Source organism: Azospirillum sp., assembly GCF_035628975.1.
Lineage (GTDB): Bacteria > Pseudomonadota > Alphaproteobacteria > Azospirillales > Azospirillaceae > Azospirillum.
This window is the reverse complement of record NZ_DASPIS010000032.1, coordinates 60,181-75,744: the sequence shown is the minus strand read 5'-3', so window position 1 is coordinate 75,744 and position 15,564 is coordinate 60,181. Positions and strand designations below refer to the sequence as shown.

At 67.6% G+C, this 15,564-nt stretch carries 14 protein-coding genes; 5 read left to right on the top strand and 9 right to left on the bottom strand.

Going from position 1 to position 15,564, the window contains the following annotated elements; genetic code table 11:
* Positions 1-13 precede the first annotated feature (13 nt).
* On the top strand, positions 14-2,671 hold the full coding sequence (pepN, locus tag VD964_RS06870; RefSeq protein WP_324866907.1) for an aminopeptidase N: 2,658 nt from the start codon (positions 14-16) through the stop codon (positions 2,669-2,671).
* A gap of 104 nt (positions 2,672-2,775) precedes the next feature.
* Here the strand turns inward: pepN and VD964_RS06865 are convergent, their stop codons facing one another.
* The 3 genes from VD964_RS06865 to VD964_RS06855 all read right to left on the bottom strand — a co-directional run bounded on the left by VD964_RS06865 (position 2,776) and on the right by VD964_RS06855 (position 4,756).
* Positions 2,776-3,156 (bottom strand): cytochrome c family protein, encoded by a 381-nt coding sequence (locus VD964_RS06865; RefSeq protein ID WP_310118044.1) that lies wholly within the window; start codon positions 3,154-3,156, stop codon positions 2,776-2,778.
* Positions 3,157-3,285: 129 nt separating this feature from the next.
* Positions 3,286-4,110, bottom strand: a complete 825-nt coding sequence (locus tag VD964_RS29870; RefSeq protein ID WP_414637102.1) for an SRPBCC family protein — start codon at positions 4,108-4,110, stop codon at positions 3,286-3,288.
* 187 nt (positions 4,111-4,297) lie between these two features.
* On the bottom strand, positions 4,298-4,756 hold the full coding sequence (locus VD964_RS06855; protein WP_324866903.1) for a hypothetical protein: 459 nt from the start codon (positions 4,754-4,756) through the stop codon (positions 4,298-4,300).
* Positions 4,757-4,954: 198 nt separating this feature from the next.
* Between VD964_RS06855 and folK the strand changes: the two genes are divergently transcribed.
* The 3 genes from folK (at position 4,955) to VD964_RS06840 (ending at position 6,454) form a co-directional block, all read left to right on the top strand.
* Positions 4,955-5,476 carry a 2-amino-4-hydroxy-6-hydroxymethyldihydropteridine diphosphokinase gene (gene folK / locus VD964_RS06850; RefSeq protein WP_324866901.1) on the top strand — a complete coding sequence of 174 codons (522 nt, stop codon included), beginning with the start codon at positions 4,955-4,957 and terminating at the stop codon, positions 5,474-5,476.
* A 102-nt stretch (positions 5,477-5,578) separates the two neighbouring features.
* Positions 5,579-5,986: a hypothetical protein gene (locus VD964_RS06845; protein ID WP_324866899.1), complete on the top strand. Its 408-nt coding sequence runs from the start codon at positions 5,579-5,581 to the stop codon at positions 5,984-5,986.
* 309 nt (positions 5,987-6,295) lie between these two features.
* The gene (locus VD964_RS06840; RefSeq protein WP_324866897.1) at positions 6,296-6,454 is read left to right on the top strand and encodes a hypothetical protein; all 159 of its coding nucleotides are present in this window, start codon (positions 6,296-6,298) and stop codon (positions 6,452-6,454) included.
* Positions 6,455-6,776: 322 nt separating this feature from the next.
* Here VD964_RS06840 and VD964_RS06835 read toward each other — a convergent pair whose 3' ends face one another.
* The 4 genes from VD964_RS06835 to VD964_RS06820 all read right to left on the bottom strand — a co-directional run bounded on the left by VD964_RS06835 (position 6,777) and on the right by VD964_RS06820 (position 12,511).
* Positions 6,777-9,890: an efflux RND transporter permease subunit gene (locus VD964_RS06835; RefSeq protein ID WP_324866895.1), complete on the bottom strand. Its 3,114-nt coding sequence runs from the start codon at positions 9,888-9,890 to the stop codon at positions 6,777-6,779.
* Positions 9,891-9,894: 4 nt separating this feature from the next.
* A complete protein-coding gene (locus VD964_RS06830) occupies positions 9,895-11,064 on the bottom strand; it encodes an efflux RND transporter periplasmic adaptor subunit (RefSeq protein WP_324866893.1) in 1,170 nt (389 codons plus the stop codon).
* A 103-nt stretch (positions 11,065-11,167) separates the two neighbouring features.
* Positions 11,168-11,515, bottom strand: coding sequence for a hypothetical protein (locus tag VD964_RS06825; protein WP_324866891.1), 348 nt, complete (start codon positions 11,513-11,515; stop codon positions 11,168-11,170).
* An 87-nt stretch (positions 11,516-11,602) separates the two neighbouring features.
* Complete coding sequence (locus tag VD964_RS06820) at positions 11,603-12,511, bottom strand: glycosyltransferase (protein WP_324866889.1); 909 nt, start codon at positions 12,509-12,511, stop codon at positions 11,603-11,605.
* 419 nt (positions 12,512-12,930) lie between these two features.
* Between VD964_RS06820 and VD964_RS06815 the strand changes: the two genes are divergently transcribed.
* Positions 12,931-13,557, top strand: a complete 627-nt coding sequence (locus VD964_RS06815) for an ATP-dependent Clp protease proteolytic subunit (protein ID WP_014188474.1) — start codon at positions 12,931-12,933, stop codon at positions 13,555-13,557.
* A gap of 231 nt (positions 13,558-13,788) precedes the next feature.
* On the opposite strand, the gene VD964_RS06810 is transcribed toward VD964_RS06815, so the two are convergent.
* The gene (locus VD964_RS06810; RefSeq protein WP_324866886.1) at positions 13,789-14,082 is read right to left on the bottom strand and encodes a hypothetical protein; all 294 of its coding nucleotides are present in this window, start codon (positions 14,080-14,082) and stop codon (positions 13,789-13,791) included.
* A gap of 62 nt (positions 14,083-14,144) precedes the next feature.
* Positions 14,145-15,335 (bottom strand): OpgC family protein, encoded by a 1,191-nt coding sequence (locus VD964_RS06805; protein WP_324866884.1) that lies wholly within the window; start codon positions 15,333-15,335, stop codon positions 14,145-14,147.
* Positions 15,336-15,564 lie beyond the last annotated feature (229 nt).

The window sequence follows — 15,564 nt, the reverse complement described above, 5'->3', positions numbered from 1 at the left end:
AGAGACAAGGCACATGGACAAAGGCACGCCGAAGGCCATCCGGCTTCAGGACTATCGCCCGCCGGCGCATCTGATCGACACGGTCGACCTGTTCGTCGACCTGGGCGAGGATGTCACCACCGTCCGCACGGTGCTGGCGATCCGCCGCAACCCCGACCGTCCGGAGGCGGCGAACGAGCCGCTGTCGCTCGACGGGCAGAGGCTGGACCTGGTGTCGGTGGCGCTGGACGGGCGGACGCTGGGGCCGGACGAGTTCACCGTCACCCCCGATCACCTGATCGTGCTGGAGGTGCCGGACAGCTACACGCTGGAGACCATCGTCCGCATCAAGCCGCAGGAGAACACCGCGCTGGAAGGGCTCTACAAGTCCTCCGGCAACTTCTGCACCCAGTGCGAGGCCGAAGGCTTCCGCAAGATCACCTATTTCATCGACCGGCCGGACGTGATGGCGCGCTACAGCACCACCATCACCGCGGACAAGGCGCGCTATCCGGTGCTGCTGTCCAACGGCAACCTCGCCGCGTCCGGTGACATGGAAGGCGGACGCCACTGGGCGCGCTGGGAGGATCCCTTCCCCAAGCCCTGCTACCTGTTCGCGCTGGTCGCCGGCAGCCTCGTCCATGGCGAGGACCGGTTCCGCACCGCGTCTGGCCGCGACGTGACGCTCCGCATCTATGTGGAGCCGGGAAACGAGGACAAGATCGACCACGCCATGCGCTCGCTGATCAAGTCGATGCGCTGGGATGAAGAGGTCTATGGTCTGGAATACGACCTGGACATCTTCAACATCGTCGCGGTCGGCGACTTCAACATGGGGGCGATGGAAAACAAGTCGCTCAACGTCTTCAACACCAAATACATTCTGGCGAAGCCGGAAACCGCGACTGACACCGATTTTCTCAACATCGAGGCGGTGGTCGCGCACGAGTATTTCCACAATTGGACCGGCAACCGCGTCACCTGCCGCGACTGGTTCCAGCTGTCGCTGAAGGAAGGGCTGACGGTTTTCCGCGACCAGGAATTCTCGTCCGACATGCACTCCCGCGCGGTGAAGCGGATCGCCGACGTCCAGGGACTGCGCACCGTGCAGTTCCAGGAGGATGCCGGCGCCATGGCCCATCCGGTGCGCCCGGACAGCTATGTCGAGATCAACAACTTCTACACCCCCACCGTCTACAACAAGGGTGCGGAAGTCATCCGCATGATCCACACCCTGCTGGGGCCGGAGAAGTACCGCAAGGGCACCGATCTCTATTTCCAGCGTCATGACGGGCAGGCGGTCACCTGCGACGATTTCGTCGCGGCCATGGCGGATGCCAGCGGCGTCGACCTGACGCAGTTCCAGCTGTGGTACCGGCAGGCCGGCACGCCGGAGCTGGACATCGCCGGCAGCCATGACGCGACGGCGAAGACCTTCACCCTGACGGTCAAGCAGACGGTCCCGCCGACGCCGGGCCAGCCGACCAAGCAGCCGATGCACATCCCGCTGGTGGTCGGCCTGCTCGGCCCCGACGGGCAGGACCTGCCGCTGCGTCTTGATGGTGAGGAGAGCGCAGACGGCACCAGCCGCATCCTGCATGTGACGGCGGAAAGCCAGAGCTTCACCTTCCGCGACATCCCGACCCGGCCGGTCCCGTCGCTGCTGCGCGGCTTCTCCGCCCCGGTCAAGTTGAAGACCGACCTGACCGATGCCGACCTCACCTTCCTGATGGCGCATGACAGCGACGCCTTCAACCGGTGGGAAGCCGGGCAGATCCTGGGCACCCGCATCCTGCTGAACCTCGTCGCTGATCGGCAGGCTGGCCGCGAATTGGTGCTGCCGGAGGGCTATGCCGACGCCTTCGCCCGGATCCTGGCCGATGCCGACCGCGACCCGGCCTTTGCCGCGCAGGCTCTGGTTCTGCCGACGGAGGCTTATCTGGGCACCCAGATGGCGGTGGTCGATCCCGACGCCATCCACACGGTGCGGGAGTTCGCGCGCAAGACGCTGGCCGGCCGCCTGCGGGCGCAGTTCCTCGACCTCTACCGCCGCAACAGCAGCCAGGAGCCCTTCTCCGTCGATGCCGACGCCATCGGCAAGCGGGCGCTGAAGAACCTCTGCCTCGCCTACCTGATGGCGCTGGAGGATCCGGAGGCGCTGGAACTGTGCCTGACCCAGTACCGCAGCGCCAAGGGCATGACCGACGAGATCGCGGCGCTGCAGTTCCTGTCCAACGCCACCTCGCCGGAAGGCGACAAGGCGCTGGCCGACTTCTACGAGCGCTGGAAGGGCGAGGCGCTGGTGGTCGACAAGTGGTTCGGCGTTCAGGCGATGTCGCACCGCGCCGACACTCTGGACCGGGTGACGGCCCTGCTCGGCCACCCGGCCTTCGAGATCCGGAACCCCAACAAGGTCTATGCCCTGATCGGCGGTTTCGCCAACGGCAACCCGGTCCGCTTCCACGACCGGAGTGGAGCCGGATACCGCTTCCTCGCCGATCAGGTGCTCCGCCTGGACCCGATGAATCCGCAAGTTGCGGCCCGCTTGATGGGTCCCTTCTCCCGCCTGCGGCGCTATGACGCGGCCCGTCAGGCCGTGATGAAGGCCGAACTGGAGCGGATCGTCGCCACTGCGGGGCTCTCGCCGGACGTCTACGAGGTGGCGAGCAAGAGTCTGGCCGCTGCCGGCTGAGACTCGGCACCAAAGGACCGGACGCATATACACAAAGGGCCGGAGGCTATGCCTCCGGCCCTTTTCGCCGTCCGCGGCTCCCGGCTAGGCCGGGATGCGTGGTCTTACTTCTGCTCGGCCAGGAAGGCGATCAGGTCGGCACGCTTGGCGTCGTCCTTCAGGCCGGCGAAGGCCATGGTGCCGCCCGGGACGATTTCCTTCGGGGCCTTGATGTAGGCGTCCAGGTTCTCAGCGGTCCAGGTCAGGCCGCCGGCGGCCTTTTCCTTCATCGGGCCCGAATACTTGAAGCCATCGACCGCAGCGGCCGGGCGGCCGACGACGCCGTGCAGCGACGGACCGACCTTGTTCTTGCCCTGCTCGGTGGTGTGGCAGGCCATGCAAACCTTGAAGACATCCTTGCCGGCGGCGGCATCGGCGGCCTGCGCGGCACCGGCACCCGTCACGATCGCGGCCAGGGTGGCTACGCCCATCAACAGCTTCTTCATACTTCGGCTTCCCTTCCGATGGATCGACCGGCCGACGGCGCCGACCGGAATCGCGCGGCAGCATACACAATCCAGGGGTACGTCAAACCCCTTTGATATGGCCGTACGACCAATGAACAATCTGTCACACTAGTGAATCAAAGCAAGCGACGCGAGCAGAACAACAACCAGCAGTAGCGCAGCCCACGGAACGTAGAAACCGCCGCTTCCGCCGCCGATCGCACCCCCGATCCGGCTGCCGAGCCCACTGCCCAGCCCACCGCCGAGCCCGGCCGGCAGAGGCAACGGGATCTCCGGCGGCGGTTCCGCCATGCGGGTGGCGGGCTTCGGTGCAGGGGTGGCGGCCGCGGCCGTCGTGGTGTCGGAGTAGACGGCCGGCCGGACGGCCGGTTTGGCGCCAACCGGTTCGGCTGCGACCGTGGGAGTCACCACCGGAGCCGCTTCGACATCGGAAGCCCCCGCATCCACCGCCACCTGATCGGGCGCCACCTGATCGGGCGCCACTTCGGCCGGCGCCGGTCCGACGATCTGGGTGAAGCGGGCGAAGAACTCCTCCGCCATCTTGCGGGCGGTGGCGTCGACCAGCCGCGATCCGATCTGCGCCAGCTTGCCGCCGACCTGGGCCTTGGCGGTGTAGGTCAGCAGGGTTGCCCCGCCATCGTCGGACAGCGCCACGGTGGCCCCGCCCTTGCCGAATCCGGCGGCTCCGCCCGATCCCTCGCCGGTGATGGTGTAGCCGTTGGGCGGGTCGAGGTCCGACAGCGTAACCTTGCCGGCGAATTTGGCGCTGACCGGGCCGACCTTGGCGACGACCTTGGCGGTCATCTCGGTATCGGATTGCCGGACCACCTCCTCGCAGCCGGGGATGCACTGGCGCAGGATGTCCGGATCGTTCAGCGCCGCCCACACCGCCTCGCGGCTGGCCTCGATCCGGTGGCTTCCGCTCATATCCATGGTTCGTGGTTCCTCCAACCCTATGCCAACCCTGATGCGGCCCTTTGCGGCCGTCGGTCCCCCGGCCGTGGCCGGAATTTCCGGGGCCGGGGTTCAGTTCGAGAATACGGGATCGGCCGGTGCCGTGACAGCCCCGACCGCCTCATCTCTAAGTCTTATGGGCGCGAGGCCCCGCCGCGACATGCCGTCAGCCGCGCGGCGCCATGCAGTTGCTGACGATCGGTGTGCAGGCCGACAGCGAGGCGCCCGCGGGGTAGCTGACCTGCTCCACCGTGCCGCGCGGGCCGACCACCACCGTCGCCTCGCATCCGGACGTGGTGCTGCCGCCGACCGGCACGCCGAAGCCGAGGCCGAGCCCCACCCCGCCGCTGCCGCCGAAGCTGCCGGCACCGATGCCGATGCTGCTGCCGGGGCTGTAGGCGGCCGTCGGGCGCGCCACATAGGTGTAGTATTCCCGGCCCGACGCCATCGCCTGACGGTCCGGCACCCCGGCACAGGCCAGCAGGTCGGCCTTCGGCATGCCGACCATGGCGGTCTGGGCGCGCCGCGCCACCTCGGGATCGGGGCCGGTGGCGCAGCCCGCAAGGATGGCGGCCGTGCCGCCGAGAAGGATCACCGCAGCGCCCATGCTCCGTACGCGGCCCATGTCTCGTCCTCCACCAGGATATCGTGTCATTTCCGGGTTCATCTCAACCGGTTGATATAATGCTGAAACCCCGCTGCCGCCCGTCCGTTCCCCGAAGGAGCGGACGCCCCCCGCATGACTGGCGACATGACGGGCGGGCGGAGATTTGCTAGGAGTTCCGCCACCCGCCCATCCCAGCACATCAGGACCGCCGACGCCATGGCCGAGCTTACGCCTACCCCCTCCTCTCCCGTCACCGTCCATCTGGCGCTGGGCGGCAACATGGGCGACCGCGCCGCCAACCTGGCCGAGGCGATCCGTCGGCTGGGCGAGGCGGTGGAGATCGACGCGCAGTCGGCGCTCTACGAGACGGCGCCGATGTACGTGACGGACCAGCCGGCCTTCCTCAACATGGCGGTGCGCGGCACCACGCATCTGGACCCTCAGGCGCTGCTGCGCTTCCTCAAGGAGATCGAATCGACGCTGGGCCGCGATCTGGGCGGGCTTCGCTTCGGCCCGCGTCCCATCGACATCGACATCCTGCTCTATGCCGACCGGGTGCTGGCGGAACCGGACCTGGAAATCCCCCACCCTCGCATGGCGGAGCGCGCGTTCGTTCTCTGCCCGCTGGCGGATATCGCCGCCGATGTCCTGCATCCGGTGCTGAACCGCCGCATCGGCGCGCTGCACGACGAGGTGCCGGGGCGGGAGACCGTGCTGCGGATCGCCAAAGGGCTCTGAGCGCCCACAACCGGCCCAGTGCGGTGGCAAGCGGCGGCGGCACCGCTTATAGTGCCGGCCTGAATGCAATGCCGGTGGCGGGCCGCCGGCCGGGAGAATGTGTTGTCGGACGATAGCGCAAAACGGGCCGTCATGGTCCAGCCGGGCGGCGCGCCGCTCACCTACACCATCCTGGTGCGCGGCTTCGCCGCGCCGGTCGCCATCGCCGGCCGCGCCGACCGGCCGCTGGTGTCCTTCGACCTGACGCTGACCGTCACCCATCCCGGCCCAGGCTTTCCCGACGACATCGCCGCCGTGATGTCTTACGAGGACATCGTCGAAGACTTGCGCCGTCTTTGTGCCGAATCCGATGTACCCGGTCCCGACTATCTGGCCGACCGCGCCGCGGAGCTTTGCCTGTCCCATGCGAAAGTCCGCCGGGTCCAGGCGGACGTTACGATTCCCGCACCCGACTCCGGCGGTCCCTCCTCCGGGGCCAGCCTGACGCGGGCCCGTCCGGGACAGGGGTGAACAGTAACGCCGATGGTCCACCGACCGGTAGCGGCGCCGGCCATTACTGGATCACGGAAAGATATAGCGCTTGTTGACAAAAGGACTGGTGACAATACCACTCCGGCTGCGGTATGGTCGCCATATTGTATTTTCAACGCACAATCCGGATCAAAGGGGCTATATCCCCGGCGGCCATCCGGATGCCGAAAGCCGAGACGAGCGCGCAGCAGGGATTAGGCCAATCGCCATTGCCGGCTTCGACCGTCCGCCGATCCCCCTTCCGGGACGGCCACGGTGATCGGAAGCCGGACCAAAAGGGAGGGACGCATGGACCGGAACACGACGCCGACCCTTTCCGAATTGCTCGCCGATCCGATCGTGATCGCCGTCATGGCGCGCGATGGGATCAGCCCCGACAGCATCCAGCAGCTGTTCGAACGCCTTCGCCGGAGCCGACGAGTACAGGAGCGACGGCTCGCCGCCTGACCCTGCCGCCTCCTGACTCAACCGCCTGACGATCACGCAGGCGAAGGCCAGGCAGGCGCAGGGCAAGCAGGCGAAGAGCAAGGCGGCCTTCCCGCCCGTCGGCCACCCCGTCGGATGGAACCGGTCACTGGCCGCCCGGCCAGAACATGTCGGCTGGATCCCTTTCCTAAAAACTCGGCCATCCGACAGCTCCTTCCCAAGCGGGGATCACCCGAAACGCAAAGCACCGCCGAACCGGCTTGATGTCCGGAACGGCGGTGTTTGCGCTTGTGCGTTCTGGATGGAAGGGGAGGGGAGCGGATCGGATCGCTTCCCTCAGCCCTTACTCGGCCGGATGGGCGGGCGGATGGGCCGCGCCATGCGCTACGCCCACCCCTTCCCCCTCATCCTGCATCGGCTTCTTGCGGGCAAGATAGCTGTAGACCGTCGGCACCACGAACAGGGTCAGCAGCGTCCCCAGGGTCATCCCGCCGACGATCACGGCACCGATCGCCTGCCGGCTTTCCGCACCGGCCCCCTCGGCGTAGGCCAGCGGCAGGGCCCCCAGCACCATGGCGCCGGTGGTCATCAGAATCGGACGCAGGCGCAGCACGGCCGCCTCCTCCACCGCCTTGCGGATGTCGGTGCCGGCGCGTTGGAGCTGGTTGGCGAACTCCACGATCAGGATGCCGTGCTTGGTGATCAGCCCGACCAGGGTGACGAGGCCGATCTGGCTGTAGACGTTCATCGTCCCGCCGCTCATCTGCAACGCCGCCAGCGCGCCGGTCATCGACAGCGGCACCGTCAGCATGATGACGAAGGGATCGATGAAGCTCTCGAACTGCGCGGCCAGCACCAGATAGATAAAGGCCAGCGCCAGCACGAAGACGAAATAGAGCCCGGTGGCGGATTCGCGGAACTCGCGGCTCTGCCCGGCATAGTCGGTCTGGGCGGTGGCCGGCAGCACCTTGTTCGCCGCCGCCTGCATGACCCCCAGGGCCTCGCCCAGCGAGGTTCCCGGCGCCAGCGTCGCGGTGATGGTGGCGGAGCGCAGCTTGTTGAAGTGGTTCAGCTCCTTCGGCGCGACCCGCTCCTCGACCTTGACCAAATTGGCGAGAGAGATCATCTGCCCCGCTCCGCCGGTGGCGCTGGTGCCGCCGCGCACATAGATGCCGGCGATGTCATCCGGGTTGCGGCGGTCGATGTTGGCGACCTGGACGATCACGTCATACTGCTTGCCGTCCTTCTTGAACCGCGTCACCTGTCGCCCACCCAGCAGGGTTTCCAGCGTCCGGCCGACGGTGTCGACGTCCACCCCCAGGTCGGCCGCCTTGTCGCGGTCCAGCGACACCTTCAATTCCGGCTTGTTCAGCTTCAGGTCGGTGTCGAGGTTGACCAGGCCGGGGAAGTTGCGGGCCTCCGCCATCATGGCGTTGACCATCGCCTGCAATTCCTCGAACGGCAGGGAGGTCTGGATGACGAAGTTCACCGGCTTTTCGGTCGGGCTCTGGCCCAGCGACGGCGGGTTGGTGACGAAGCCCATGATGCCGGGGATGCCGAACATCTTCGGGAACAGCTGTGCGGTGATCGCCTGCTGCTTCACGTCGCGCAGGTCCCAGTCGATCAGGCGGACGAAGGCGATGCCCTGGTTGACCACGGGGAAGCCGACGACGACGAAGAACTTCTCCAGCACCGGGATCTGACGGAACAGCGCCTCCATCTGCTGGGCATAGCCCATGGTGTAGTCCAGCGTGGAGCCTTCCGGCGCGATGGCGATGCCGACGATGGTGCCGCGGTCCTCCACCGGCGCCAGTTCCGACTTCAGCCCGGTGAACAGGCCATAGCTCGCCGCCGCGACGCCGAAGCCGATCAGCAGCACCAGCGGCCGCGCCCGCAGCGACAGCCGCAGCAGGCTGCGATAGCCGTTGGTCATCCCCTCCAGGAAACGCTCGATGGCGCGGTAGAGGATGCCGTGCTTGGTCTCGTGCTTCAGCAGCTTGGAGCACATCATCGGCGACAGCGTCAGCGCCACGAAGCCCGACACGATGACAGCGCCTGCCAGCGTCAGCGCGAACTCCGTGAACAGCCGTCCGGTGCGGCCGGTCATGAAGCCGATGGGGGCATAGACCGCCGCCAGCGTGATGGTCATGGCGATGACGGCGAAGCCGATCTCGCGCGATCCCTTCAGCGCCGCCTGGAAGGGGTGCATCCCCTCCTCCACATAGCGGAAGATGTTCTCCAGCATGACGATGGCGTCGTCGACCACGAGACCGATGGCCAGCACCATCGACAGAAGCGTCAGCGTGTTGATGGAGAAGCCGAAGGCGTACATCAGGGCGAAGCCGCCGATCAGCGACACCGGGATGGTCACCAGCGGGACCAGCGTCGCCCGCAGCGAGCGCAGGAAGAAGAAGATGACCAGAACGACCAGGATGATCGCTTCGAAGATGGTGTGGAACACCGCGTCGATCGACTTGGCGATGAAGACGGAGCTGTCGTAACCGACATCCACCCCCATGCCGTCGGGCACCGCCGCGCGGATCTTCGGCAGCGCGTCGTTGACCGCCTTCGACACGTCCAGCGGGTTGGCGGTGGATTGCTTCACCACGCCGATGGCGACGGCGCCGCGGCCGTTGAAGCGGGCGCTGACCCGCTCGTCCAGCGCGCCCAACTCCGCCCGGCCGACATCGCGCAAGCGGACCAGATAGCCGGAATCGTCGCGCAGGATGATGTTCTCGAACTCGGCCGGGCTGCGCAGGTCGGTCTCCGACACCACGGTGAACTCGCGCGCCACGCTTTCGACGCGCCCTGCCGGAATCTCGACATTCTGCTTGCGCAACGCGTTCTCGACATCCTGCGGCGTCACCCGGTAGGCGGCCATCCGCTGCGGGTCCAGCCACAGGCGCATGGCGAAGCGCCGTTCGCCGAAGATGCGGACCTGGGCGACGCCGGGCAGGTTCTGCAGCCGGTCCTTGACGTAGCGGTCGGCGAAATCCGTCACCTCCAGCGGCGAATGCCGGTCGGAGGAGAAGGCCAGATAGATGATCGGCTGTGCGTCGGCCTCCACCTTGGCGATCACCGGCTCGTCGATCTCCGACGGCAGCGCGGCGCGGACGCGGCCCACCCGGTCGCGCACGTCGCTGGCGGCGACGTCGACATTGCGGTCCAGCCGGAAGCGCAGGGTGATCTGCGACTTCTCCGCCCGGCTGATGGAGGACATCACGTCGATGCCCTCGATCCCGGCGAGGCTGTCCTCCAGCGTCTGGGTCACCTGGCTTTCGATGATCTGGGCCGAGGCGCCCTTGTAGGTCGTCTCCACCGTGACGACCGGCTCGTCGATCTTCGGATACTCGCGCACCGACAGGCGCTGGTACGACACGATGCCGATCAGCATCAGGGCGAGGCTCATCACCGTCGCCAGCACCGGCCGGCGGATCGAGATGTCTGAGAGGACCATCGCCTCAGCTCCCCGTCGACTTGTTGGCGGCCGGCTTGTTCGGCACCACGGCGACGGCCGCGCCGTCGCGGATCTTCAGCTGGCCGGCGGTCACCACCATGTCGCCGGGGGCGAGACCCTTGGAAATCTCCACCTCCGCATTGCGGCGCTCGCCCAGCACGACCCTGGTCTGCGCCACCTTGCCGTCCACCACCTTGAAGACGAACTGGTCCTTGCCGAAGGCGACGATGGCCTGTTCCGGCACCAGCACCGCGTCCGGCACCGTGGTCAGCGTCAGCGACACGCGGGCGAACAGGCCGGGACGCAGCGAGCCGTCGGGGTTCGGCACGCGGGCGCGGATCGCCAGCGCGCGGCCGTTCACGTCCACCAGCGGGTCGATGGCATAGACCGTGCCGTCGAAGCCGCGCCCGCCGAAGGCATCCACCGCCACCTTCACCGTCTGGCCGACCTTCACCGCCGGCAGGAACATCTCCGGCACGCGGAAGTCGAGCTTCAGCGTATCGATGTCCTCCAAGTTCACGATGTCCTTGCCGGCCTGGACGAAGTCGCCGACCGACACCTTGCGCAGGCCCAGAACCCCGTCGAAGGGCGCAGTGATCACCTGCTTGTCGAGCTGCGCCTTGGCCAGTTGCACCGCCGCCTCGTCGGCCAGCAGCTTGGCCGAGGCCTGTTCGCGGTTGCGCAGGGGGCCGGTGTTCTGGCGGACCAGCTGGTCGGCACGCGACAGTTCGGCGCGGGAGAAGGCGATGCTCGCCTGGGCCTGGGCCAAGGTGGCGCGGGCGATGGCGTCGTCCAGCCGGACCAGCACGCTGCCCTTGGCGACCCGCTGCCCCTCCTTGAAGGCGATCTCGCTGATGCGGCCGGCGATCTCCGGCCGGATCACCACCGATTCGTTGGACAGCAGCGATCCGACCGCGGTGACGGTCCGCTCCACCGTGCCGACGCGCACGGGCACGGCCTCCACCGGCATCGGCGGGGCGCCGCCCGGCGGCTTGGCACCCCCGGGCGCGCCGCCCGATGCGCCGCCGGCAGCCGGAGCACCGCCGGAAACAGCGCCGCTCAGCATCGCGGTCAGCCCGCCGACGCTGCCGCCCTGCTTCACGAAATACCAGTAGGCCCCACCGGCGAGAGCCGCCAGGACGAGGAGAGCAGCGATGCGAAGCGTGTGGCGCATGGGACCGGGACCCGGACGAGTTTCACCTTGCCGCAGCGCAACCGAGAAGCGCGCGAGGCAAACTGAACTATATCGTTCAGTTCACATCCGATGTCGAGAAGGTTCAACGATCCGAACCGTCCGCCGGACCGTTTATGGCCGCCACCTCCCGACGGCCGGCATTCTCAAGCTTGCCCGCCCGCATCGCGACCGTCCGTCCGCCGCACAGCGTCACCCACAGGTCGGCGGGATCGCCGGCCGCCACCGGCCCGCCATCGCCGATCCGGCGGACCTCGCCGCCCTCAAGGTCCAGTCCCGGCGCGCAGCAGGGCGACTCGCCGGCCGGAACCAGCGCCCGCACCCGTCCATCCTCGATCCTGATGTCGCGCAGGCCGTCATGAACCAACGCGTTCTTCAGCCAGAATTTGCCACTGGCGGGAATGCGGGCGAGGCAGCAGGTCGGGGCGCTCATGGGGTTTACCCCTTGTCCGGTCCGGCGGTGTGCGACGCATCAAGGCTGACACAAAATGGTAAAGCAAAACCAGCGGGAGCTTGGCGATTAAGGGTTTACCCCCTCCCCCAGCGCCAGGAACTCCTGGAAATTGGCGCAGCGTCCGGCCCTGAAGGCGGCCTCGTATGCGGCGTTGCGGGCGCGCTTGGCGGCGATGGCCTGCGTGAATCGATGGCGCAGCACCTCGTCCCGGATGCCCAACCCGTCGCCGGCCAGCCGGTCCAGCACATGGCGGTAGCAGCGCTCCGCCCGCTCCCCGCTGTCGGCGGAGAAGGTGATGGAGCCGGCGCGCTGGCGGTATTCGTAGAATGGCGTGGACACCAGCGGCACCGGACCGGCGGAGTCGAGCACCCGGACATTGAACACCACGTCGTCGCAGAAATTCACGTCCTCGTCCCAACCCGGCACCAGATCGCGCCGCACCACCGGGAACATCGGCACGGAGGTCGCCAGGAACCCTTGGCCGTCCAGCCGTGCCGGGGCTTGGCCCTCCTCGTACAGGCACAGCAGCGGCGACTCGTCCTCGTCGCGCACCACGGCGACATTGTCGAAGGCCGCCCCGTGGGCCAGCGCCAGCGGCGCCAGGGCGGACAGGCGTCCGGGGCGGAAGCGGTCGTCGGCATCCAGCGGCGCCACCAGCGCCAGCCGCGCCGCCGCCAGCCCGGCATTGCGGGCGGCGGGCGCCCCGGCGCCCACCCGGCCGGTAGCGGTGAAGACCAGCCGCGGGTTGTCGATCCCGGCGGCCTGCAGGGTCGGGCGGTAGTCGGTACCGTCGTCGCTGACGATCACCGCCTCCCAGGCTGTCCAATCCTGGTCCAGCAGGCTTTGCACCGCCCGGACGATGGTGTCGTGGGCGCGGTGGGCGGCGATGATCACCGAAACGCCCGTCACTGTATCGTCGGGCGTCTCGCCGGGAGTCTCGCCTGGCGCGCCCTGCCCCGTTCCATTCCCGTGCATTCCGCCGCCCCCACGCCTACTCGGGCGAGTAGTTTGGCTGCGGGCGGCGAACGGCGTCAATGGGGCAGAGCCGTGTCGTTCCCGTGGCCCGGCCAGGATTTCGAACCGCCTCTTACCTGCTCCACCGCTGCGTGGTAGGAATGGGCGTCGTGCCTGCGGCCTTGGAGGACACCCTCGTGTTCGGCGAGTTGAACAGTGGAACAGGGCCGGAAAACCGTTGCACGGTGTTTCAAACGTTCCAGCCGGCCGCGGCTCCGCCCATCGATTTTGCCCTGCCGGACGTTGAACATGAAGCCCGGACGGGCTATGTGGTGAAGCAGGCAAGGCGCATGCGGCAGCGGGACAGCAGTCGGGGCACCCCTCCGGCAGCGCATCCCGGTCCCGATACCCCGCTTCCGATACCAGGGAGAAGAACATCAATGGCGCAGGTCGGATACACCCGGTTCGACGACGAACCTGAAAAGGAACCGGACGAGAAGTCGAAGGAAAGCGCCCAGCCGCAGTTCGCCGCCGTGCAGCAGAGCCTGTTCAAGGCGCGCACGGTCCTGATCTTCGGTCAGATCGACATGAAGCTGGCGCAGGTCGTCTCGGCCCAGCTGCTGGCGCTCGCCCATGAGAACGACGACGACATCACCGTCGTGGTCAACTCGCCGGGCGGCCACGTCGAGGCGGGCGACACCATCCACGACATGATCCGCTTCATCAAGCCGCGGGTGAAGATGCTGGGCACGGGCTGGGTCGCCAGCGCCGGCTGCCACATCTATCTGGCGGCGAAGAAGGAAGACCGGTTCTGCCTGCCGAACACCCGCTTCCTGATCCACCAGCCCCTGGGCGGAACGGGCGGCCGGGCGACGGACATCGCCATCGAGGCGAAGGAAATCATCCGGATGCGCGAGCGTCTGAACAAGATCATCGCGCGCGAGACCGGGCAGCCGTTCGAAAAGGTCGCCAAGGACACGGATCGGAACTACTGGATGCAAGCCGACGAGGCCAAGGAATACGGCATCGTCAGCCACGTCATCGACACGATGGACGAGTTGAAGTAACCGTTCGTTCCGGCGGGCATTGAAAAGGGGCTTTCCTCCGGCTGGAGGAAAGCCCCTTTTTCTTTGTGAAACATGCCAGAATGAACAATTCATTCGGCCGTCATTCCCGCGAAGGCGGGAATCCAGCCGGTTCGACATCTGAGCCGCGGCGCTTTCTGGATCCCCGCCTTCGCGGGGATGACGCAGAGTTCTTGTGATTTCGGAGATTTACCAAGTCATGGGGATACCCCCTCAGACCGAAACGTCCAGCAGCGATCCTCGCTTGCGATACCCTTGCCCGTTCACCTGGGCGGTCAGGGCATTGGCGACGGTGTCCACCGACTGGTTGCCCTGGGTCGCGGTGCGGGTCTCGCGCGTCTGGTCGGCCTTGCCGGCCGCCTGGGGAGCGGCAATGGTCTGGGTACGGACCGGCGGCGCCGTCTGCTGCGCCGCCTGCACCGCCGGAGACATCGCGATCTGCACCGCGGGCGTCTGCGGGTTTGGCTTCAGCGTCTGGAAAGACGGTATGGCCGGGTTGAGTTGCATATAAGAAATATGCGCTCACCCCGCGCAGGATTCAAGAAGCCCAGCCGTAGCTTTCCCCGGCCTCAGGGCGTTTCGGGAACCGCCGCGGCTGACGATGATGGTGATGGCGATGCCGGAACCGCGGTCGCCTTCGCCGGCAGCCGCCGGGTCCGCCGCCGTTCCAGCACCAGCGCCAGCAGCAGCAGCAGGACGATGCCGCCCAGATTGACCGCCAGCACCATCGCCGCCCCCTTCCCCGCCATCAACAGCGCGGTTCCGGTGATGGACAGCACGACCCCGACACAGAAGACCGGCAGAGAGTGCCGCCCGCAGGCGGTCAGAAGCCGCGCGGGCGCCGAGCGCAGCCATGCCGCATCCCGCGGCACCAGCAGCGCCGCCGCACAGGCGAGCGCCAGGAAATGCAGGAGCCGCATCGGGCCCAGCGTGTCCTTGTCGGCCCAGGGGATCGTCTGCTCCGGCAGCCAGCCATGCAGCCCGGCCGGAACCAGCGCCCGGCCGAGGTCGGAGGCCGCCCCCTTCCACAACGCCATGCCGACCACCACCGCCAGCGCCGCCGTCAGCAGCCAGGGGGAGCGCGGAAGCGCGATCCGGCCGCTGCGCACCACCAGCGCCAGGCTGGTGCCCAGGAAGAACACGCACTGCCAGGCCAGCGGGCTGAAGTTCCAGCTCCCCTCCCACAGGTTGGGCGGCATCAGGCCGGGCGCCGCCTGGGCAAGCAGATAGAGCGCCACCGACCCCGCCACCGCTGCCATGCCGAAGCGGGCGTAGGACCACAGGAACAGCGGCGCCGCCGCCACCAGCAGGATGTAGAGCGCCAGGATGTCGAGGGCGAAGGGCAGATACATCAGCACCAGATGCCACGCCATCGCCATGGCCGGGCTGTCGAACAGCGGCGCGAAGCTTTGCAGCCGGTTGGAGGCTTCCATCGGCAGATCGCCGACATAGACCGCCAGCGCCACCACCAGCGCGCTGACCAGCATGGTGGCGATGTTGGCCGCCCACAGCTGGCGGCCGCGGCCGAGCGCCTTGCGCTGGCAGGCGGCGAACCCGCGCTCCGCCAGGACCGGGCCATAGGCCAGCGCGATGGCGTAGCCGGAAATGAAGACGAAGATCTCCGCCGAATCGGACGGACCGAACCGGCCGGGCGTCACCTTCGCCAGCGGGTTTCCGCCCACATGGTTGATGAAGATGATCAGAAGGGCCATGCCCTTGAACAGATCGAGCCGGACGTCGCGAGCCTGACGTTGCTGCATGCAGCGGTGCCTCTCCTGCTGTCGCGGGGCTTCCTGCCGGGAAATCGGTCGGGCAGGACTGGCCGCTCACCACCTTCGGCAAGGGCGCACGAATCGCGACGGTGCGGGACCACTGCCGGTCCGGCATCGCCGCGGGGGACGTAGCCCACCATGGCCATTTTCACCGGCCGGGTGTCCAACGCGATGGGGGGATCCTTCCATCGCAGCGCACGAGGGGAAAAGCATTACG